Source organism: Neorhizobium sp. S3-V5DH (assembly GCF_004343065.1).
GTDB lineage: Bacteria > Pseudomonadota > Alphaproteobacteria > Rhizobiales > Rhizobiaceae > Neorhizobium > Neorhizobium huautlense.
In genome coordinates this window covers 21,490-40,770 of record NZ_SMCL01000017.1, presented here as the reverse complement: position 1 = coordinate 40,770, position 19,281 = coordinate 21,490, and the positions used below count along the sequence as shown (strand labels likewise).

Annotated in this window: 16 protein-coding genes, 3 pseudogenes and 1 other annotated feature; of the genes and pseudogenes, 9 read left to right on the top strand and 10 right to left on the bottom strand. The window is 58.0% G+C overall.

Annotated features, from left to right (window positions below):
- Nucleotides 1–111: 111 nt before the first annotated feature.
- The gene (locus EDE09_RS20425) at nucleotides 112–1,281 is read right to left on the bottom strand and encodes an MFS transporter (protein WP_132412681.1); all 1,170 of its coding nucleotides are present in this window, start codon (nucleotides 1,279–1,281) and stop codon (nucleotides 112–114) included.
- A gap of 541 nt (nucleotides 1,282–1,822) precedes the next feature.
- Here EDE09_RS20425 and EDE09_RS20420 point away from each other — a divergent pair.
- A complete protein-coding gene (locus EDE09_RS20420) occupies nucleotides 1,823–2,614 on the top strand; it encodes a DeoR/GlpR family DNA-binding transcription regulator (protein ID WP_132412679.1) in 792 nt (263 codons plus the stop codon).
- A gap of 432 nt (nucleotides 2,615–3,046) precedes the next feature.
- On the opposite strand, the gene EDE09_RS20415 is transcribed toward EDE09_RS20420, so the two are convergent.
- A complete protein-coding gene (locus EDE09_RS20415; RefSeq protein ID WP_112803406.1) occupies nucleotides 3,047–3,877 on the bottom strand; it encodes an SDR family oxidoreductase in 831 nt (276 codons plus the stop codon).
- A 111-nt stretch (nucleotides 3,878–3,988) separates the two neighbouring features.
- On the opposite strand from EDE09_RS20415, the gene EDE09_RS20410 reads away from it, so the two are divergent.
- Nucleotides 3,989–4,876 (top strand): LysR family transcriptional regulator, encoded by an 888-nt coding sequence (locus EDE09_RS20410; RefSeq protein ID WP_112803408.1) that lies wholly within the window; start codon nucleotides 3,989–3,991, stop codon nucleotides 4,874–4,876.
- A 368-nt stretch (nucleotides 4,877–5,244) separates the two neighbouring features.
- Here the strand turns inward: EDE09_RS20410 and EDE09_RS20405 are convergent, their stop codons facing one another.
- Nucleotides 5,245–6,555, bottom strand: a complete 1,311-nt coding sequence (locus tag EDE09_RS20405) for a lipase family protein (RefSeq protein ID WP_245505211.1) — start codon at nucleotides 6,553–6,555, stop codon at nucleotides 5,245–5,247.
- Nucleotides 6,556–7,128: 573 nt separating this feature from the next.
- Here EDE09_RS20405 and EDE09_RS20400 point away from each other — a divergent pair.
- From EDE09_RS20400 to EDE09_RS20390, 3 genes are read left to right on the top strand one after another with little or no spacing between them, the layout of a single operon-like run.
- Complete coding sequence (locus EDE09_RS20400; RefSeq protein WP_112803409.1) at nucleotides 7,129–7,749, top strand: (2Fe-2S)-binding protein; 621 nt, start codon at nucleotides 7,129–7,131, stop codon at nucleotides 7,747–7,749.
- Between the two features lie 3 nt (nucleotides 7,750–7,752).
- Nucleotides 7,753–8,754, top strand: a complete 1,002-nt coding sequence (locus tag EDE09_RS20395) for a xanthine dehydrogenase family protein subunit M (RefSeq protein WP_132412677.1) — start codon at nucleotides 7,753–7,755, stop codon at nucleotides 8,752–8,754.
- A complete protein-coding gene (locus tag EDE09_RS20390) occupies nucleotides 8,751–10,931 on the top strand; it encodes a xanthine dehydrogenase family protein molybdopterin-binding subunit (RefSeq protein WP_132412675.1) in 2,181 nt (726 codons plus the stop codon). The genes EDE09_RS20395 and EDE09_RS20390 overlap by 4 nt, the downstream gene beginning before the upstream one ends.
- Before the next feature lie 61 nt (nucleotides 10,932–10,992).
- On the opposite strand, the gene EDE09_RS20385 is transcribed toward EDE09_RS20390, so the two are convergent.
- Complete coding sequence (locus EDE09_RS20385; RefSeq protein ID WP_132412673.1) at nucleotides 10,993–11,898, bottom strand: LysR family transcriptional regulator; 906 nt, start codon at nucleotides 11,896–11,898, stop codon at nucleotides 10,993–10,995.
- 120 nt (nucleotides 11,899–12,018) lie between these two features.
- On the opposite strand from EDE09_RS20385, the pseudogene EDE09_RS28965 reads away from it, so the two are divergent.
- Nucleotides 12,019–12,298 (top strand): annotated as a pseudogene (locus EDE09_RS28965) (MBL fold metallo-hydrolase); the annotation flags it as partial.
- A gap of 56 nt (nucleotides 12,299–12,354) precedes the next feature.
- Nucleotides 12,355–13,011 (top strand): annotated as a pseudogene (locus tag EDE09_RS20375) (IS3 family transposase); the annotation flags it as partial.
- Nucleotides 12,639–12,757 (top strand) — a sequence feature (AL1L pseudoknot). (Overlaps the previous pseudogene by 119 nt.)
- 322 nt (nucleotides 13,012–13,333) lie before the next feature.
- On the opposite strand, the gene EDE09_RS20370 reads toward EDE09_RS20375, so the two are convergent.
- The 3 genes and pseudogenes from EDE09_RS20370 to EDE09_RS20360 all read right to left on the bottom strand — a co-directional run.
- A complete protein-coding gene (locus tag EDE09_RS20370) occupies nucleotides 13,334–13,921 on the bottom strand; it encodes an RES family NAD+ phosphorylase (RefSeq protein ID WP_132412671.1) in 588 nt (195 codons plus the stop codon).
- On the bottom strand, nucleotides 13,918–14,616 hold the full coding sequence (locus EDE09_RS20365) for a hypothetical protein (RefSeq protein WP_245505210.1): 699 nt from the start codon (nucleotides 14,614–14,616) through the stop codon (nucleotides 13,918–13,920). The genes EDE09_RS20370 and EDE09_RS20365 overlap by 4 nt, the downstream gene beginning before the upstream one ends.
- 149 nt (nucleotides 14,617–14,765) lie before the next feature.
- Nucleotides 14,766–15,362 (bottom strand): annotated as a pseudogene (locus EDE09_RS20360) (transposase); the annotation flags it as partial.
- 13 nt (nucleotides 15,363–15,375) lie between these two features.
- Between EDE09_RS20360 and EDE09_RS20355 the strand changes: the two are divergent.
- Nucleotides 15,376–15,900, top strand: a complete 525-nt coding sequence (locus tag EDE09_RS20355; RefSeq protein WP_132412669.1) for a hypothetical protein — start codon at nucleotides 15,376–15,378, stop codon at nucleotides 15,898–15,900.
- 59 nt (nucleotides 15,901–15,959) lie between these two features.
- Nucleotides 15,960–16,199, top strand: a complete 240-nt coding sequence (locus EDE09_RS20350) for a hypothetical protein (protein ID WP_132412667.1) — start codon at nucleotides 15,960–15,962, stop codon at nucleotides 16,197–16,199.
- Between the two features lie 361 nt (nucleotides 16,200–16,560).
- Here EDE09_RS20350 and EDE09_RS20345 read toward each other — a convergent pair whose 3' ends face one another.
- The 3 genes from EDE09_RS20345 to EDE09_RS20335 are packed head-to-tail and all read right to left on the bottom strand — an operon-like array spanning nucleotide 16,561 to nucleotide 19,261.
- Nucleotides 16,561–17,457 (bottom strand): hypothetical protein, encoded by an 897-nt coding sequence (locus tag EDE09_RS20345; RefSeq protein WP_132412665.1) that lies wholly within the window; start codon nucleotides 17,455–17,457, stop codon nucleotides 16,561–16,563.
- Complete coding sequence (locus tag EDE09_RS20340; RefSeq protein ID WP_132412663.1) at nucleotides 17,433–18,419, bottom strand: hypothetical protein; 987 nt, start codon at nucleotides 18,417–18,419, stop codon at nucleotides 17,433–17,435. Before EDE09_RS20340 ends, EDE09_RS20345 begins: the two co-directional genes overlap by 25 nt.
- A 26-nt stretch (nucleotides 18,420–18,445) precedes the next feature.
- The gene (locus EDE09_RS20335; protein ID WP_105374953.1) at nucleotides 18,446–19,261 is read right to left on the bottom strand and encodes a hypothetical protein; all 816 of its coding nucleotides are present in this window, start codon (nucleotides 19,259–19,261) and stop codon (nucleotides 18,446–18,448) included.
- Nucleotides 19,262–19,281 lie beyond the last annotated feature (20 nt).

The window sequence follows — 19,281 nt, the reverse complement described above, 5'->3', positions numbered from 1 at the left end:
ACAAGGTAGACCGCGAGGTTTCATGTTTCCGCCGGCGATCCGACGTTCTCGATGATGTTGGCTGAAATGATCGAGGCCGGGATGAGGCCGCCCCCGATCCTACACTTCGGCTTAAGGGGCGGCGGAACGCGGCCCGATAAGCGCAACGACGAGCAGTAGACCGGCAAGCATCACCAGCGCGGTAGAGAGACTGAAATGCTGCGCAACGAAACCGATTAAGGCTGGTCCTAGCAGAATTCCCGCATAGCCGACGGTAGTGACGGCGGCGATTGCGAGACTGGACGGCATTGCCTTCTGCCGACCTGCTGCCGTGAATAGCACGGGAACGATGTTTGAAGCGCCCAATCCGACAAGTGCAAACCCGCCAAGCGCGACAGAAGCATTTGGGGCAACGACTGCAAGAAGGAAACCGGTCGCAGACAACAGGCCGCCGAAGAAGACCACTTGGGCACCGCCCAACGTCTTGACAATCCAGTCGCCGATCAACCGGCCAAAGGTCATTGTGATCGAGAACACTGAATAACCGAACCCGGCATATGACTGATCGAGTCCATGTGCGGAAATGAGGAACAACGCACTCCAGTCGAGGATCGACCCTTCACCCAAAAAAACGATGAAGCAGAGGACGCCAATGAGAATGACAATGCCTCGTGGCAGGACGAAGAGCGGCGTGGCGCTCCTGTCGCGATTTCCATAGGGCAGCAGGCCAGAGTAAGAGGCGACCAGAAGGATCAGCATTGATGCGCCTGCGATCAGGGTCGCTCCGAAAGGCGACAGGCCGGCACCCAGAATAAGGCTGATGCCACCGGCGCCAACGATACCACCCAAACTGAACAGACCATGGAAGCCCGACATCATGTTGCGGCCGCTGTCTTTTTCAACAATCACGGCCTGAACGTTGATCGCGACATCGAGCGTGCCGACGCTGGCGCCGCAAAATGCCAATGCCAGTGCAAGATCAATAGGCGTGTTGGCGAGCGCGAGGAAGGGTACGCCGATAGCCAATAGAGTTGAGGAAGCGGCAATCACGGCACGACATCCGAACTTCGACGCTAGGACACCCGTGATCGGCATCGCTACGATTGAGCCCAGTCCAAGGCAAAGAAGCAGAAGGCCGAATGCGGCATCTCCAACAGCCAAGCGCGCCTTTGCAAACGGTACAAGTGGTGCCCAGGCCGCCATTCCAAGGCCTGCTATTAGAAAGACCGCTCTCGTTGCAAACTGTTCGCGCCGACCGCTCAAATCGTGGCGGGATAGAATCGAGGTAACGTTGCTGGTCATGCCGTGTCCTTGAGAGTGGGCCGTCTTGGGCTGTGTTTCCTAGGTATTTTTTGTCTATGCCGTCAGGCGATCTGGCAAACGCGTCGGAGAAGCCGTGGCTGGTGATCCTCGGGCCAAGGATTACCCTGTCGTCGTCGAGAAACTCGCAGCCACATCATCATCGGCCTCGGACAGCCCAAACTTAATCGTCAGTTCGCTGCGCAGGTCGGTGCCCGCCAATATCAGGAACCGTGCCTAGAAGCCGATTACTCCCTTGCTCTCGGAAAAATCTCCGGTAGTTGGGCCGAGATGGTTCCGCGAGACGCGAGCTGGAACCGTCGAGTCAGATCCCCGTAGCGGAACCTGGTGCAAACGCATTTTCCTTTCTTCTGGCGCGATTGGGTGCGCAACACATCGCTTAACCTAATCCTGCCGTCCGACAGGCTAGCGGGCACGGGCCAATTGGCGCCTGTTCTTGCACGTTTATCGGTCGACAGCGAGGCGAATTTGGCATAACATGCATAAATGTGCAACAACATAAATCAACAAGAAACGGAATGGCATGTTAACAGAAGAGCGTCACGACCGAATTCGGGGAGAACTCTCGCGAAAAGGCAAGGTGCTGGCGGCGCAGCTAGCTGTGGATTTTGGTGTTTCCGAAGATACGGTTAGGCGTGATTTGAGAGAAATGGCACGAATGGGTTTGTGCCGCAGAGTATATGGCGGCGCGCTGTCGCCCGCACCTGACCTAGGAACCATTCAGACTCGTTCAGCGATACTAAGCGAGGCAAAGCACAGGCTCGGAGCGGCGATCGGAGAACTGCTCAAGTCCGGTCAAACCATATTTATTGATGCAGGCTCGACAAACATCACAATTGCTGGCGCCATCCCAGTCGACACACAATTGACTGTCATTACGAATGCTCCAAGCATAGCGCTCGCGCTCGAGAACCACGAAAAGTGCCGAACGATCCTGCTTGGCGGCATATTTAGCCCTTCTAAAGGCGCTTGCCTGGGTGGACAGGTGCTGCGCGAAGCTCAGCAGATTTTTGCGGATATCTTCATCTTAGGTGCCTGCGGTATAGACGCAGAGATAGGGTTGACTGCATTGGATGCGGAAGAGGCGGAGCTTAAGCGGTGTATGATTGAACAATCCAATCAGCTTTGGGTGCCAGTCACCGTTGATAAGATTGGCACAGTCGCGCCCTACAAGATCGCAGACGCGTCCGCTATCGGTAAGTTATTCGCTGTTTCAGACGATGAGGGCGCATTGACCCTTCCATTTTCTGAGAAAGGCATTGTCGTCCACGAGGTTCGAAGCAATTATTTTGCACGCAAGCTCGACGGTGGGTGATTGCTTGAAATCGCGGTGACGAGGTGACCGAGGGTTAAGGACGCAGTTCGCTCTTGGCTCAGAACTCCGTTTGTTCGAACGCATCGACCAGCTGATCCCCGTTTGAACAGAGCGACAAGCTTATACCGGGAGAGTTGGAGCATTATGCTGCGTGGTCTGGGTAGGTAATCAAATGCCGTCGGATGCACCACTACCATCTTTAAGCCCTTCACGAAGGGTTCCGCCTTGGCTTCGTCCTATGTATGGCCTATTCGACCCCTCGAGCCAACTCGGAAGAATGGGTGCAGCCTGCCGCTGGTCTTCGTTCTTCTATGGCCGCCTTGAGCGCGGCGACAGTTAGGAGGTCGCGCCGCCGGCACCTGACAATATGTCAGGCGCCATACAAAACGGCAATGCAAGCTCGACAAAGCTCACGGCCGTGCTGCCGAGTCGTCAATCGTCATCCATTGCGAGAGTGATTTCCTTCTGAGCTTCTAGCTCCGAAAGCCGTTCCCTCAGGGCGTTTCGGATGGCGTAATAGGGCGCCTTGCCGAGAGCCAGTCTAACAGGTGCTGGTGTGTGCTCGGCCACTGAAAGGATCGCGGCAGTCATCTTTTCAGGATTACCGGTGATCTCGAACATACCACTGTCGATCGCCTTGCGGACCTCGCCGGCAGGCGTCTCATCATAAATCGCCAGCGGCTTCGCGGGTCGTACCAAGCCGCGGCCGAAATCCGTCTTACTGGGACCGGGCTCGATGAGGGTGAATGAGATTCCGAAGGGGGCAACCTCCTGGCGGACCGATTCCACAAAACCTTCGATGCCCCATTTGGTCGCATGATAGAGGCTAAAATTCGGATAGGCGATCTGGCCACCTTCTGACGAAATCTGCAAGATACGACCACCGCCCTGTTCTCGAAGTTGGGGAAGGACTGCGCGAATTAACTGGATGGATCCGATCAAATTCGTATCGATCTGGTGACGTATCTGCTCGTCGGTCACCTCCTCGCTCGCGCCGAACAGGCCGTACGCAGCGTTGCTAACCACCACATCGATCCGGCCAAGCTCGGAAAAGGCCCCATTGACTGTTTCACGTATTGCCGCAGTGTCAGTCAGGTCTAATGAGGCAATCCAAAGACGATCCCCGTGTTTGCTCTTAAGGTCATCCAACGCACCTTCCTTGCGCAGTGTCGCGGCCACTCTGTCACCGCGCTCCAGAAGGCGTTCTGTCAACAGCCGACCGAAGCCGGAGGATGTTCCAGTGATAAGCCAAGTCTGTACCATTGCTTTCTCCTTTGGTCGCCGCCGAAGCGACTGGGTTCTGTGCCAAAAGGTACGAAGACGGGATTGAAGATACTATTCGTGCGATCTTGGATGTAGTAGTGGCGTATCGCCATGAATGACGCGTCTCTTACCGAACTGACAGCCTTTTTGGCGGTGATCCGCCATCGAAGCTTTCGTAAAGCGGCCGATGAACTCGGCCTCGCGCCCTCTTCTGTCAGCCACATCATCCGGAGCCTCGAAAGCCGGATGGGTCTGCGGCTATTGAATAGGACAACACGTAGCGTTGCGGCCACGGCCGGGGGGCAACGCCTCTTCGATCGCATTGGTCCACTCCTTCGGGATTTGGACGCAGCGCTTTCGGAAGTAGACGACCTGCGTGACGCTCCTAGTGGGACTTTGCGCATCAACACCAATGACATTGCCGCTCGCCTCCTCCTGGCGAGAGCCGTGCCCGAATTTCTTGCCCGCTACCCGCAGATGTCGATCGACCTTGTCAACGAAGGCAGATTGGTCGATGTCGTCGCCGAAGGCTTCGACGCGGGCATAAGGCTGCGCGAGTCCGTTCCGCAAGACATGGTAGCAATTCCATTCGGCGGCTCGACCCGTTTTGTTGTCGTCGGTTCTCCCGCCTATCTCATCAGTGCGGGCGAGCCGAGGGCGCCAGACGACCTGCGACAGCATCGGTGTATCCGTCATCGAATGCCAAGCGGGAAGATGTACAAATGGGAGTTCGAACGTCGTGGGGAAGAAATTGCGGTTGATGTCCCAGGAGCGCTGACCCTTGACGACGTGGCACTGATGGCGCACGCAGCGCAGCGCGGCTTAGGTTTGGCATATGTGCCACTTGGCGCCGCTATGGAGGGCCTGGAGACGGGCTCTCTGAAAACCGTACTCGATGAATGGTGCCCGGAAATCGAGGGGCTTTGCCTATATTATCCTGGCCGCCGACATGTGCCGGCGGGCCTTCGAGCCTTTATTGAAGTCCTGCGGGCGCTCTAGTTGTAGCCGATGTAGCGCTCCTGATCCGGTTTTGCTGTAGTTGCCGTCCCGTGCAAACCTCCTTTGAGACCCTTTGCGACGTGATGCTATTATCGCCCATGCTCGATGCGGCGCTACGATACAGCGCCGGGATTTCCAGGAACGAGTAGCCTTAAGAGGACGGTATGCCACTCGTCTCTGATCGCTCTGATGACCGCGAGGACGCGTTGGACGACAGAAAAGCCGTTAATCACTGGACTGGTTTTCAACCCCTTGAAGGCCGAGTGTTTGAAAGGCCAGTCGACACTCGCAGGCCCCCAATGCGGGGCAGTTATCTATGCGCCGACAGAGCTTACAAAGACGATCACACTTTCCCTAATCGTTTTAGTTCAGTCAGCATTGAAAGGCGCGGCCGGATTTGGTTCGCCGGGAGGGCCAGGTTGTGATATTTCAGAGCAATTGCTCGCGGCGTGATGTCCCTCGAGTTGCGACCGAGCGAATGCGAGCGAGTCGTCAAGTGATCCATTCAAGACGCCGTCGTGGCTTAACCCGGGATAGCGACGCCACAAGACGCCGTTTCCCGCTTCGCATAGTGCAGAAACTGCCGCGAACTGCCGCATCGGCTCCACCGTCTGATCGGCTAGCCCCGTCCCAACCAGCAGCGGCACACCGATGGATTTCATAGGCATATTTGTCACCTGAATACGAACTGCCGACAATTGATCGAGCGAGATTGAAAGTGTTTCCGCCAGCGACCGCACCTTTAGTTCGCGCGCCCGAGTCTGAATCTCCGCAGTGCATGCCCGTCGCGCCGTGTCCAGGAGCTGTTTGCCGACGGGGCTTACTATGTCATCGATCTGCGGGCCATCAGAGCGGAGGCCGCCCGTGGCGAAACTCATGAACATATTGGCGGAATTGCGGACCGGAAGCGCAACAGGGCCATCCGGGAATGTGACGTTAATACCGGTTGCGATGGCAGCAAGAATATTGATTTCGGGCGCATATTGACTAGAGAACAGCGCGGCGCCCAGAGCCGCGCCTGATCCTTGAGAGTGGCCGGCAATCAATACCTTCTTCGAGATTTTCCCCGGCCTCGCCGCAGACGCCGCGCGAATGGAATCGAGGACGGAATAACTGGCCACTTGCCAATCGAGATAGGGATGTGGCCCAGGTCCGCCGAGGCCCTGATAGTCGGTCAGGACAAGCGCGAAGCCGGCGTCAAGCCACCGCCTCAGATACGCGGTGTCGCGTGGCTTGAAGCCGGTCCAAGACGGTGCGCATATGTCCGCAATGCCGACAGTACCGTGCGCCCAGGCGAGTAAGGGCCAGCCCTCGGACGGAGGCCTACCGGGCGGCATATACAGGGTGCCACTGACCGGAACTTGCCCGGAACCCCAGCGCTTGTCGGTCGATGAATATAGGATGCGGACTGCTTCCTTAGCGCCAGGAATAATTAGCTCTTTCGGAAGAGGCTCTTCCTTCATCACGACACCCGATTTGTCTGGCACGGGCCCCTCCCACTTATAGAATGGTGAGAGATCCATATCACCCGCGGTCGGACCTACGGGAAGCATGTTTCTGGAAACAGGACCTGTAGGTTTGTGCGTCGCTTGCTTCTCAATATCCGTGGATGCCCACACCACAGTCGTAGACAATATTGAGAGGCCCAAAAACAAGAAGATTGATTTTACTATATACATATTATTCTCCGCCATCTGAGAGATAGCCGCTGTATAAAACCTTCATCAAGCGCGTCATTAGTTCTAATTACATTGGCCATTCCTAGGATTGCTCACTGATCCGATTGGAATTGACAGATATATAAAATCGCGCTGGGGATACGTGTATTTGAGTTAAGAAATGTTTCGTGGCCGCTTAGAGCGATCACACTTTTGACGCAAGGAAACCGCTTGCTCATCCCCCGACATCATCGAGCTCAGTTGGCTTGCATCGGAGCGCTGACATCGGATGCTCGATGCTACCGGTGGACGGCTACGCAGATCGCGAATGCAGCTTGGCGCCGCCAGCTTTAGCTATTTCGACCGGGCCTAGGCTGTCACGAGTGTGCCCAGCTTTTCAGAATCGTGGCCGTTGGTGGCGCTCAGGGATTGTGATCGCCCATGATTGCGAAGCGTGACTTATCAGCCCGCGCGCTGATCAGCGACTAATCGCTTTAGCGGGTCTGCAATATAATTCCTGGGACTTCTATGGCGGGGGGAAAATCACCCTGAAGCCGGAAGGCGACATGCATCTTGCGACCATGAGGAGACTAGATGTCGGACCAGAGAGATCTGCGAAATTTGAAAACAACCAGGCGACAGGTACTCGAAGCCGGCGCCCTTGTTTCGATGGCTGGAACAATTTTGCCCGCGACATCGAATGCCCAAGCGCCAGATTTGATGCCTCCCCGCGAGAACGGAACAACGGTCCAGATCGCGTGCCGCATCAACGACCACCCCTTTAGCTTAGTGATTGATGCAAGAGCGTCGTTGTTGGACATGTTGCGTGAACGTTTGGGTTTAGTTGGCACAAAAAAGGGATGCGACCACGGTCAATGCGGAGCCTGCACTGTTCATATCGACGGCCGTAGAGTTGCTTCCTGTCTGACGCTGGCAGCCAAAGTCAATGGCCGCGAGGTGACCACCATCGAGGGTGTAGCGGGTGCTGACGGCCTTCATCCGATGCAACAGGCTTTTATCGATCACGACGCTCTGCAATGCGGGTACTGCACACCCGGGCAGATCATGGCCGCGATCGCATGCGTCAAGGAGGGGCACGCTTCAACGCCGGAGCAAATCAGAGAATATATGAGTGGAAATATCTGTCGATGCGGTGCCTACGTCGGCATCATTGCGGCTATCGAGCAGGCGGCTCCCCAGATCGAGCGGAGTTGAATCATGAAAGCGATATCTTATGTCCGTGCCAGGAACGTTGGTGAAGCAATCGAAGCGTTTGCGGCGGCAGGCGACGATGCGCGCTACATCGCTGGCGGCACCAACCTCTACGACTTAATGAAACTCGGGATAGAGCAACCGCGCCATCTGATCGATATAGCGACGCTCGAAGGCGCTGACACGATAGATACGAGCGGGGATCACCTATTCTTTGGTGCTGGTGCGCTGATGGCTGACGTTGCAGAGGACGCCGTTGTCAAGCGTGAATACCCCATTCTCGCTGAAAGCCTCTGGAAAGCTGCCTCTCAGCAGCTTCGCAATATGGCAACCGTCGGCGGCAACCTCCTGCAGCGCACTCGCTGTCCCTATTTTCGGAACGGCGCGAATGGTATTTATCCATGCAACAAGCGGGCACCAGGCTCCGGATGCGCGGCGATCGGTGGGTTAGATCGTACTCAAGCCGTATTGGGAGTAAGTGATGCGTGCACCGCCGTGTCGCCGGGCGATTGGCCCGTCGCTCTGACGGCATTGGATGCAGCGATAGAACTACGAGGACCTGCGGGGATGCGATCGGTCCCCATCGCAGAGTTTTATCTCTTGCCCGGTAAAACTCCCCACTTGGAATTCGATATTGGGCAAGGCGAAATCATAACGGGCATCTCAGTGCCCAAAAGCGATGCTGGTCGAAATTCAACCTACCTTAAGGTGCGTGACCGCCAGTCCTACGCTTTTGCGCTGGCGTCTGCTGCGGTCGCCCTCAAGATGGATGGTGGGCGGGTGGCGCGGGCGCTTATCGCTTTGGGTGGCGTTGGGACCCGGCCTTGGCGCGCGGGCGCGGCGGAGCGTCATTTGACTGGCCAAACCCTCGACAGAGCAGTGGCTTTGGACGCTGCCAAGGCGGCATTTGCGGATGCCAGAGCCGGCAAGCACAACGCTTTCAAAGTCGAACTTGGGGCTCGAACCCTTGCTGACGCCATCATGAATGCCGGAGGGAAGATCCAATGACACTGGAACCGACGCCTGACCGTCCCCGAATCGATGCCTACGAGAAAGTTCTCGGTCGCGCGTTGTACGCCGCCGATCATCCGGTCGCTGGGCTGCTTCATGGGATGACGGTTCCTGCGGCCATTGCTAGAGGATATATTGAGGCAATCGATATTACTGATGCGAAAAACGTACCGGGAGTCGTGCGAGTTTTCACGCACGAGGATTTTTCGCAGATTAAAACGACGCCTGCGGCACGTGGGGCTTACGGACAGCCTGGCAAGGGCTACCAGCCGATGACGAGCCGACTTATCCGGCACCGGGGTGAGGCGGTCGCTCTGGTGGTCGCGGAGACGCTCGAAGCTGCAATCGAAGGAGCAGAGGCAGTCAAGGTGCGTTATGTTCCCGAGCCATTCAGCGCGTCGATGGATGACGCCCTCGCGAAAGCAGAGCAAGAGGCCGCCAGCAAACTTTCGTCCGGCGACGCGGAGTCCGTCTTCGCTTCCGCAACCCACCGCATTGATGTCGAGTATCTACATCCTCAACAACATCACAACCCAATCGAGCTAATCTCGACCACCGCGGCATTCGAGGAAGGGAAAATCGCAATCTACGAAGGGACGCAGGCGGTAGCGGCCTTTGCAGGCGGACTTGCCGGCATGATGGGAATTGAGCCGCAAGCGCTTCGTGGCGTCAGCCCCTACACCGGAGGCGGATTCGGTCAGAAGAACGGCATACAGGAGCAGAGCGTACTGGTTGCAAGTGCAGCTATGGCGCTTCGCCGGCCGGTCAAACTGGTTATGCCACGCAGCCAGCTATTCCACACGGCATCCTACCGCCCGCACAGCCGACATCGGGTACGCCTCGCCGCAGATGATGAAGGTCATTTGCTTGCGGGCATCTACGAAACCGTTCAGCAAAACAGCCAATACGACGGTTTTGGCTGCGAGCATGGCGTCAATCCTCCCCGCATGTATAATTACGGCAGTTGGCGGGGAAATGACCGGATCATACGAGTCGATTCCCAAACGCCTGGGCACCAGCGTGCGCCGCATGAGCACCCCTCGAGCTATGCCACCGAATGTGCTATGGACGAACTCGCCGAGGCGCTGGCAATAGATCCCGTCCAGCTCCGGCTTATCAATGACACCCATCGCGACGTACTCACGCGCAAACCATTTTCATCCCGTTACCTGGCCGAATGCTTGAGGCGTGGCGCAGAGCTATTCGAGTGGGGCCGACGTGCGCGCCAACCCGGCAGCTTGGTGGCTGCTAATGGTGAACGCATCGGTCTCGGCGTTGGATGCGGCTGCTACAAAGCATCGATGACGCCTGCAATAACGACACTTCGCCTTTCAGCCACTGGGCGATGCGAAATCGCCACGTCCGGCCACGAGATGGGACAAGGCTTGCGCAGCGTTATTGCGGCCGAGCTCATTGAGGTTCTAGGCGTAGATCCAAACAAGCTGGAAATACGCATCGGTGACACTGGTTATGCGCCCCAACACGTTACCGCTGGCTCCTGGGGGACGGGGAGCGTGGCGCCGGCGGCGCGGACTGCGGCATTGAAACTTCGCGAGGAACTCAGTCAACTAACCGGAGCGCCGCTCTCGGACGAGCCCGTCCATGTCCAGCTTATGCGAACCCGCAGACCCGTTCTGGAGGTGTCGGTCGATACTGTGCCCTTGGGCAAGGATCGACAGGCAATCGACCAAATTCGGAAAGGTATTCCGTCTACGACTGGCCCTGAATATCCCGATTTTATGGCGTTCAGCTGGATCGCACATTTTGCTGAAGTTCATGTAGAACCGTCGACCGCACGAGTACGCGTAAGACGTGTCGTTAGCGTCGCCGACTGCGGCCGAGTCATGAACCGCCGCACAGCTGAAAGCCAAGTCCGGGGGGGCGTCGTTTGGGGTATTGGTGCCGCTTTGCGTGAAGCGGGAGAAACTGATCCGCGGTTCGGTGGCGTTCTGAACAACGACCTCGCCGAATATATCGTTCCCGTTAACGCCGACATTGGCCGGATTGAGGTCGATTTCATCGATGAGCCGGATCCAAAGCTGAACATTTCCGGCGTGAAGGGGCTGGGTGAAGTCGCCATGGTCGGTGCGACTGCAGCTGTCGTCAACGCGGTATATAATGCCACCGGCAAGCGCATCAGGCACCTTCCAATCCGCGTTGAGGATCTCCTCTAGGCCGCGGGTGCTGATACTCCGCAAAGAGATCAATACCGAGCTGGACGTCAACGACCGGCGGCTATCCGGTGGCATCCCATTTGTAGCTTTTCATATAGTCGAGAAACGCGCGCATGGCCGCGCTGGGAAGCCGACGGTTAGGATAGTACAGGAACCAGCTTGGCAAGGAAGGGCGCCAGCCGACCAGGAGCTCAACCAACAGACCGCTTTCAATATGAGGTTTGGCATAGTCATCCAGAACGTGAGCAACGCCTTTGCCTGCCAGGGCTGCCTGAAGCTCATTGTGAGCCGAATTGAGCGTCAGGCGTCCCTCCGGCGTGACATCGAGTTCCTCGCTTCCGTCGGTGAATCGCCATGTCACCAGCGTCCCGCCTGGGAACCTCCTCCTGATACAATCGTGATCGACAAGTTCATGCGGGGTTTCAGGCGTGCCCCGCCTTTCAAGGTAATCCGGTGAGGCAACAATCGCATATCTCAACGACGGCCCAAGCGGGACTGCGATCATGTCCTGGGCCAGTTGCTTGCCGAATCTTACTCCGGCGTCGAATCCCTGTTCGACGATGTCGATCACGGCGGCGTCACTGATGATCTCTATTTTTACCGCGCGATATATTTCCATGAAGTCGAACACCAGTGGGCACAGAAGATGATCAACCGCTGGAGCAGGCGCGTTGATCCGAAGCGTCCCCGTGGGAGTGTCCCTCAGTTCGTCGACCTCGGCAATCGCGAGCCTGATGTCCGCCAAAGCCGGTGCGAGGCGGTCCAGGAGACGCTGCCCGGCCTCAGTTGGGGAAACGCTCCTGGTGGTCCGATTGAGCAATCGAATGCCAAGTGCCTCTTCAAGCGAATTGATTGTTTGGCTCAAGGCCGAGGAAGAGACGCCACGTTCAACCGCCGCAGCGCGGAAGCCACCGCAGCGGACAATTGCTACGAAGGCATCAAAACCATCCAGGCGCAGTACGTTCATTGCGAAGATAATCTTACCAAGCCGATCTGATTTCCATCACTTATCAGCGCGGAGCTCTGATGTCATCGTCTTTGTAGACGTACTAAACGTCTCGTCCCGAGTGATGATGAAAGGAACCTGATCACCGTGTCTACCATTAATAGACGAACTCATGCTCTCTGCGGTATTTGGCGTCTCTAACGCGGTAATTCCTGGTTTGGGCAGCGAGAGCGCAGACGTACAGACAAGATCCTCCCAGAGTGGCAATGTTGGACACTATCGCTTTCGGGTCGGTGAAATTAAAGCGACGGTTTTGAGCGATGGCCTGATCGGCGGCCCTCCCCGAATCTATGCGAGCGACGCGCCGGAAGTGGAGCTTCAGGAGGTTCTGCGGCGGGCGTTCTTGCCAACTGACCACCTGGCACTCTGAACCGCACCGGCTTTGCCGGAGACTCCAACTCGTGAGAAGTAGGGTCTATGACAAGCAAGACGACAAACAAGGTTTCTCCTGAAGTCCGCGCCCGCGTCGTGCGAATGGTGACGGAGCATGAAGCCGAGCACCCTTCCCGGTGGGCGGCAGTATCTTCCAAAGCCGCCAAGATTGGCTGCTCGGCCCATACGCTCAATGAACGGGTGACGAAAGCCGAGGTGGACAGCGGCAAGCGGGCTGGCCTGCCGAGTGACGTCGCCGAGAAGATGAAGGCTCTGGAGCGGGAGAACCGCGAGCTTCGTCAGGCCAACGAGATTTTGCGCAAGGCGTCCGCATATTTTGCCCAGGCGGAGCTCGATCGCCCACTGAAGCGCGATGATTGCCTTCATCTAGGAACACCGGTCGGTGCTCGGGGTCGAGCCGATCTGCAGACTGTTGCCTATTGCCCCGTCCACCTATTATGAGGTCATCGCCAAGCGCCCGGACGTGGACCGTCATCGGCCCGCGCCCGACGCGACATTGCCATGAAGGTCGAGATACGCCGGGTGTTCAACGAGAACTTCCAGGTCTACCGCGTGCGGAAAGTCTGGCGACAGTTGCTACGGGAGGGTTACGACATCGCCCGTTGCACCGTCACTCGGCTTATGAGGGTAATGGGGCTGCAGGGCATTATTCGCGGCAAACCGATCCGCACGACGATCAGCCCTCCGCGAAGTGTCGCATACAGAGGAGCCAACTGGAATTGGGACTTACGAGCTCCAGCTGTGGCTTGGTCTGAGGGGCAATCAACCTCGCGGGTGGAGGCCCATATCGAGTGCCTGAAGCGAGAGGGTCCAGCTTTCTGAGGCGATTGCAGGCGGCCACTCCGCCAACTGCTCAAGCACGGAAGACGCAGGAAGATCTCTGCAACTGGTTGACTGAACGGCAACTAGCTAGCTGGCAGCTCATTGACCGGCCGAATCATTCTCTGCCATCTCCCGCAACGTGAGTACGCCAACCCGTTTGTGGCGGGCCAGGTTACCGCACTCACGGCGCAAATCCCGCTCCGTAGGGTTCACCGATCCGCCAGAACCAATTCTGGTCGAGGTCGGTCCGCCGTTCTGTTTCGACAACGGCATCGGCCGCCCGATCGAAAAGTGCGTAGCAGAGTTCCGCATCATCATGACGAGAAAAATAGGCAAGGCCATCGGCCTCGACGGGATGTCCATACAATGCCTTCGACCAGGTCTGCGGAACGTCATATGGCAAGCCGCTATGCGAGACTTCAGCTGTGGCGCCGAGCCGTGCGAGACCTGGACCGGCGAAGCGGATCAGCTTCAAATTTCTGTTAGTGCTGAAGCGGAGATAGGCTTTCCGTTGGAGTAGATCGGCGTCGATCAGCGTGCGGCCCGGTGTCCGCAGAAATGTTTCTGCGAAAGCACCGGCGATCTCCTTGGCAGAATAGAGCACGCCGTACGAAGCATCAGGAGCATTGAAGCGCCCCATCGTAGAGGTGTCGAAGAAGATCGGGTCCCGCTTGGCCGCGTAGAAGCGATGAAGGCTTTCTCCCGCCGGAAGCTCCACCAGTTCCGGCTGGCGCCGGTTGAGGTCGGCGGGAGGCAGCGGGCCGCTCACGCCCCCTGCTCGCCGTGCCGCCTCGCAGCGTCAAGCACGATATCAACGTTGCCGGATTTGAGCAGATCGATGGGCCTGCGGTTGTCCAATCGCACATCCGGGTGGGAAAGGAAGTTGAGCACCGACCATGGATTGCTGGTCTGCAAGGCTTCACGCACAGCTTTCAGACCGGGCACGACCGTACCGTCGCGGTTGAATTGGAGTGTCGGATAGCTGCGACGATTGCTAGGGCCGGGAACAGCCAGCAACGAACCTTCCTGCACGCGCTTGTCGACCGCCTGCCGGGACACGCCGCGCATCAATGTGCGGACCTGATCGAGGTCATAGGCTCCGCCGGCGTCTCGCAGATCCTCCTCGGCGATGCGGATGCCTTCGAGCATGGCCCGGCTGCGGGCATCTGGCTCGAAAGCCGACCTGTCTACGAGCGGCTTTGAATCGGCCCGAACTTGACCGGGCTCTTTCTCGATCACTTCCGTGACACGAGCGACACGACCACGGGTGGTCTTCCTGATTTCCCTGACGGACTCCGGCCTCGACGACACGATCGCAACCTTGGCCCCGGCAGGCAGCTTGAACCCAGAAAGCGCCTTGATGGCATCGCCCTTCATGGTGAACATCGTTACTATGCCCAACGGCGTCTTGCCGCGGGTTTTCGCCGAACTCCTCGATTTCCTCGAATGTGCCTTGTCGATCATAGCTCATCTCCGTCGTCCTTAATATGGAGAATGACGCAACTTTGTCAACCGAGACAACTAAAGCAACGTCCAAGCCGCAAGCCGATTTACATTGCGTTCCTTGAAATGCACTTACTCAACCGCCTCCACCAGGTCGCAACCGAAAGCGTGGTCCGCCTTGCAATCTCGCTGTAGGTGAGGCCTTGCTGACGCAAAGCTTGAAGCGTGTCGCATATCTCCTGACGGGATTGCCTGTGCGACAAGCCGGCGCGGCGCTGTTGGGACCTGGCGCTGGCGATAGCATCTTCGGAGAGAATGGGTCTAACATGGGCGTGACCATAGACGCTCATCTGTTCCTTGATTGCCTCCCTGAGATTTTGGACCAGATGAAAACGGTCAGCGACCTGGCGGGCCTGCGGTGCGCCCTCCCGGGTTGCCTGGGCATATAGGCCACAGCGATCTCGGCTAACGACCTCGATAGTCGGACGTTCTCGCAACCATGCTTTTGCGCTCTCGACGCTGCGGTCGTCCAGAACATCGACGACCGAATGACGCTCGAGATCGACGATGATCGTGCCGTAGCGCCACGATTTCCTCCAACTCCAGTCATCGATACCGATGATACGTGCCGGGGGCTCGTTGTCGACCTGTGAAGCCATGCGCTTCAAGTGCCGAAGGATGGTGTCGTCGCTGACCGGCATCCCGAGCTGTTTCATCAAGCGCTCGCCCGGGCGTCCGCCTGTGCCGTGACCCAGAAGGCCAACTAAGATCATCCGCGCTGTGCACCGCCAGGTCGAAGTCGACAACGTCGATCCGGGTTGTCGTTACGGCTCCAGCAGCTATTTTGCCGGACGTTACCTCCCCATGGTTGAGGGGACGGAACGGGCGGTAGACCCCGCCGCTGATTTGCTTGGATATGGCATCATCCTGAAGCCCGAAGACGATGCGCGCCTACGCCTGCTTCTCGGTGATGAATTGTACCGGCACATGGCGCGGACATTCGAAGCGTCGATGAAGGTCGATATCCTCGACGCGAGCGTCACCAAAGCAGACATAGGCAGTGAGGTTTCTGGCCCGGACTACGACAAACCCATCCTGTTGCAGGCCCCGGATGGACGCTTCTGGGTCGCGTTCCGGGAACACAGGGACTATAAGGCCGTGCTGCTTCGGTACTACACCAACGTGGAGGAATGGCAGCGCAGGCTGCCGCAAACCATCCGGGAATGGCACAAGAAGTACGGTGCGCCAATGCCGGTTCAGTTTATGAGCGCACCCGGCGCTCCTGTCGACGATGATCCGCAATGAACGGCAACGGGCGCGCTGTCCATCCTGCCTCTATGACGCCAATCAGGAGCCCGAAACGCATGACAACAATCGCGCTCCTGCTGGGAATTCTTTCATTCATCGGCAGCATCCTGTTCTTTCTCGGTGAGCTAACTTCGCCGGCGGAATGGGGTGTGCTCGTTTTTGGTCTGGGGGGCCTGGGATTGGGGTTGGTACAGCGCAGAACTGTGCCGGGCAAAATGGCCGTGGCGCTCGCACTGCTTGCTTTGCTCCCCGGCATGGCGCTGATTGGCTGGCTGCGCTGGACAGTGACGGGTTGACCGATCATCAGGAAATGGCCCTTGAAGGGCTCGGCGGGGATGCCGGCGGTGGTTTCACACCACAGAACCCCAGTAGACCAGGGGGTAGAGGCACAGGGCGGCGACGAGGACTGCCAACATCGCCATACCCGGCTCTTCGAGAAACCGTAGGCTGCAAACAGCGCTACTCCGGAGACAATGATCGCCAGCGGCCAGACAGAAACAACGGGAGATGACGTATGCATCGAAGAGGTTGAAACTGATCAGCATTGAGACCCCGTTCGCCTTGGCAGGTCTCAGCCACGCTCGGCCAGATAACGCGTCGACCGTCCTCTCCGATAGCTACCAATGAGGAGGCCTACCACTGCGAAACACACGCCGCTCATTGATCGGTGACCTCGTCAGAACAAACAATAGGTCTGACTGTCGGATCACTGTCGTTTCCGTCATACTCGGCAACCTCGCACTTGTGGGCGCGGTACCGGTGCCCGTCGAAGCGGTAGACGGTCGTGTCATAGCGTGCCGCTGCCATCCTCGCGCTGACACGAAGATCGGCCAGTCCATGGTGACGGTCTGGGAGAGCCTGGAAATCACCCCAACCATTCAGAACGACGCGCCACTCTCGCCCTTCTTTATGGAGAACGGCAAATCCACAATCGGCACTGCTGCAGTCGGGATCCACAACGACATATGACGGCTCCCCGGCCGCCTCCAGATCCATCCTGGTGAGATTAACGCTGTGGGAGTAATCGTCGGTAGTCGCCTCGAATGACAAAGGCGACTGCCAGAAACCGACGATAGCTTGAAGCCGTCGCGCGAGCCAGAACCGGTCCAAATCTGCCGCGGACGGTCCCGCCTTGCCGCCTGCCGCTTCCAAGTCTTGCCGGATGTCGTCACGGTCGAGCAGCGTTGCGATCCGGACGGGAGACAACCCGTCGGTCGGTTCATTGGGATTGGCGTCGTGGTCCAGCATCCACGCCAGTATTCTCTTCTCGGCCTCACTGTCTCCTTTAAGTTCAAAAGGTTTGAGGCAGGCAAAGAAACGCGGAAGGTTGGCGCTGACTGCCCTTCCCTCCTTAAGCCGGGTAGCCAGAGTCTCGTCGCCACGGCAGAACGCGGCGCTCAGCACGCTCTCATGGTCGGATAATTCAACCCCGCGATTCATAGCCCTGATCACGAGGTCGCCACTGCCTGCTTGCACGACATACTTCCACTCGGTGAAATTGTCGAAGAGTGCTGCATCACAGTGCTGGATCAGCCAATCCGTCCCTGCCCGCACGGCCTTGTTTCTGTCGTCAGGTACCGGTTGTGACGGATCAAGCACCTGCTCATTTGTCCAACTGCCGCTTGCCACCGATATGACGCCTCACTACAAGCCTCGGGGCTGCGTTCCTTTCGGGAAAGCACTTCGTACCATTCGGGCATGGCCGTAAGGTTGAGTTGAAGATTTGGACCCGAACGCTCGACGGATGTCCGCAGAAGATGGGCAAACAGGCTCCCCGGGCGATATCCTGTCCCGTAGAGAAAATCGTCCGGCAAGGGCGCATCGAGGTCGACACTGCCAAGGATCCGGGCAGCAGTGCGTCTTCCCTCAGGAGAAGCCGGGAGATATGTCAGCAGCCGCGCTGCATCACCCGGCGTCGGTGACATGCCTGCCGCGAAAAGGGGTTCCACCCGTTCCGGGATTCGGTCGGTTTCCACCAGTCTTCCCGCCATCCGGAAGAGATCCTGGCATTCCGGAGACAGACGTTCACGGACCGGGATCGTGGCAAGGCTGGCCATGGCGCTCTCCCACTGGCCCTTGTTGCTGTCGTTCGCCAGGTCAGCGACGATCGCGCAGCGTTGTTCCGCAGGCGCTTGCATTGTGAGTTCAATGACAAATTCCCGCTCCCCCGCGACCCGGGAAATCCATGTAACTGGCGTGCCGATCGACCCGGCATGCACGCTCTGGAACGCCACGTCCAGCCGGGTTCCCGCCGACACCAGAATGCGGACTATCTCCCGGGCCCGTTCCTTGGTCTCCGGCGTCGCTCTTTCGAGCACCTTGATCGCCTGCATCATCGGCGGATTGTAGGTATCTGTTCGCAGTGCCGCGGGATCATTTGCGAGTGCATGCCGCAGAGTCGCCACGTCGCTGTCGGCAATTGCCTGTTCCGTGGCAGAGCGGTCTTCCGCGACCCCCTTTGCAGCGGCAGGGCGATCATGAGAAGGACGGCCAGGGCAATGACGGACTTGGGCCAATCTCTCATCAGAAGTTATCCATAACGTTAAAGCGGCTTCATCGCCTCGGGGACGGAATATCGCTTGCCGTCATAAACCACGCGCCTGCTCGTCGCATTGGTTTTGTGGCTCCGCTCCCCGCATTCGCCTTTGCCGCCAACGGCGGTGGTGCTTGATGAGGCCTTTTCCGTCACCACAATGTCGGCATAGCCACTACGGCCTGTTTTCCCCATCGCCAGGGTTCTCGTCGTGCGATCAAAAGTTCCTGCACAATTGCCGTCCCACTCGCCTCCATTGCTGGTTACGGCGATGCCATCGAGCACCGGCTTCAACTGGCCACCGTCGATTACGTAGAGCGACAGGCTTACCTCTTCAAAGGGATTGACGCGTGACGATCCTTCCTTGGCCAGTCGCACACCAAAGGCGATCTGCCCGGGCGCTAACTGGTATCGCGCCGTGTCGAAGGTGATCGCCTTGGTCCGGATCGCATCGTCGATGATGCGCTCCTTCAGGCGCAGGCGCTGTTGGACCTTCAGACTCGAGGCATCCAGCACAAGCAGCTCGAGATCGCCGACTGTCAGCAATTCCGATTCTTCGGTGATGAGCGGAACGGCAACGAGTAGCCGCTCCGGATACGATGGCCATACCCGGCAGACGATAGTGTGGCGCTCATCAAAAACCTCCTCCGCGTCAGGCAGGAGGATCGTCGCCCCATCGATTGCAAACTCCGTCTCGGACGTCTTCTTGGCGGTCGGATAGGCCTGGGCGATAATCGTAGCCGCATCTGTTCCGCACCCATCTTCGGCAGCAGACGCGGCCTGTGCGAAGAACAGGAGGGCGGCGGCGATCAGGAGTCGGTGCATCGGAATTCTCTCGAGAGATC

Coding starts and splice junctions, on each gene's coding strand:
- EDE09_RS20425 (WP_132412681.1), bottom strand. CDS start 1,281: ATGACCAGCAACGTTACCTCGATTCTATCCCGCCACGATTTGAGCGGT.
- EDE09_RS20420 (WP_132412679.1), top strand. CDS start 1,823: ATGTTAACAGAAGAGCGTCACGACCGAATTCGGGGAGAACTCTCGCGA.
- EDE09_RS20415 (WP_112803406.1), bottom strand. CDS start 3,877: ATGGTACAGACTTGGCTTATCACTGGAACATCCTCCGGCTTCGGTCGG.
- EDE09_RS20410 (WP_112803408.1), top strand. CDS start 3,989: ATGAATGACGCGTCTCTTACCGAACTGACAGCCTTTTTGGCGGTGATC.
- EDE09_RS20405 (WP_245505211.1), bottom strand. CDS start 6,555: ATGTATATAGTAAAATCAATCTTCTTGTTTTTGGGCCTCTCAATATTG.
- EDE09_RS20400 (WP_112803409.1), top strand. CDS start 7,129: ATGTCGGACCAGAGAGATCTGCGAAATTTGAAAACAACCAGGCGACAG.
- EDE09_RS20395 (WP_132412677.1), top strand. CDS start 7,753: ATGAAAGCGATATCTTATGTCCGTGCCAGGAACGTTGGTGAAGCAATC.
- EDE09_RS20390 (WP_132412675.1), top strand. CDS start 8,751: ATGACACTGGAACCGACGCCTGACCGTCCCCGAATCGATGCCTACGAG.
- EDE09_RS20385 (WP_132412673.1), bottom strand. CDS start 11,898: ATGAACGTACTGCGCCTGGATGGTTTTGATGCCTTCGTAGCAATTGTC.
- EDE09_RS20365 (WP_245505210.1), bottom strand. CDS start 14,616: ATGATCGACAAGGCACATTCGAGGAAATCGAGGAGTTCGGCGAAAACC.
- EDE09_RS20350 (WP_132412667.1), top strand. CDS start 15,960: ATGACAACAATCGCGCTCCTGCTGGGAATTCTTTCATTCATCGGCAGC.
- EDE09_RS20335 (WP_105374953.1), bottom strand. CDS start 19,261: ATGCACCGACTCCTGATCGCCGCCGCCCTCCTGTTCTTCGCACAGGCC.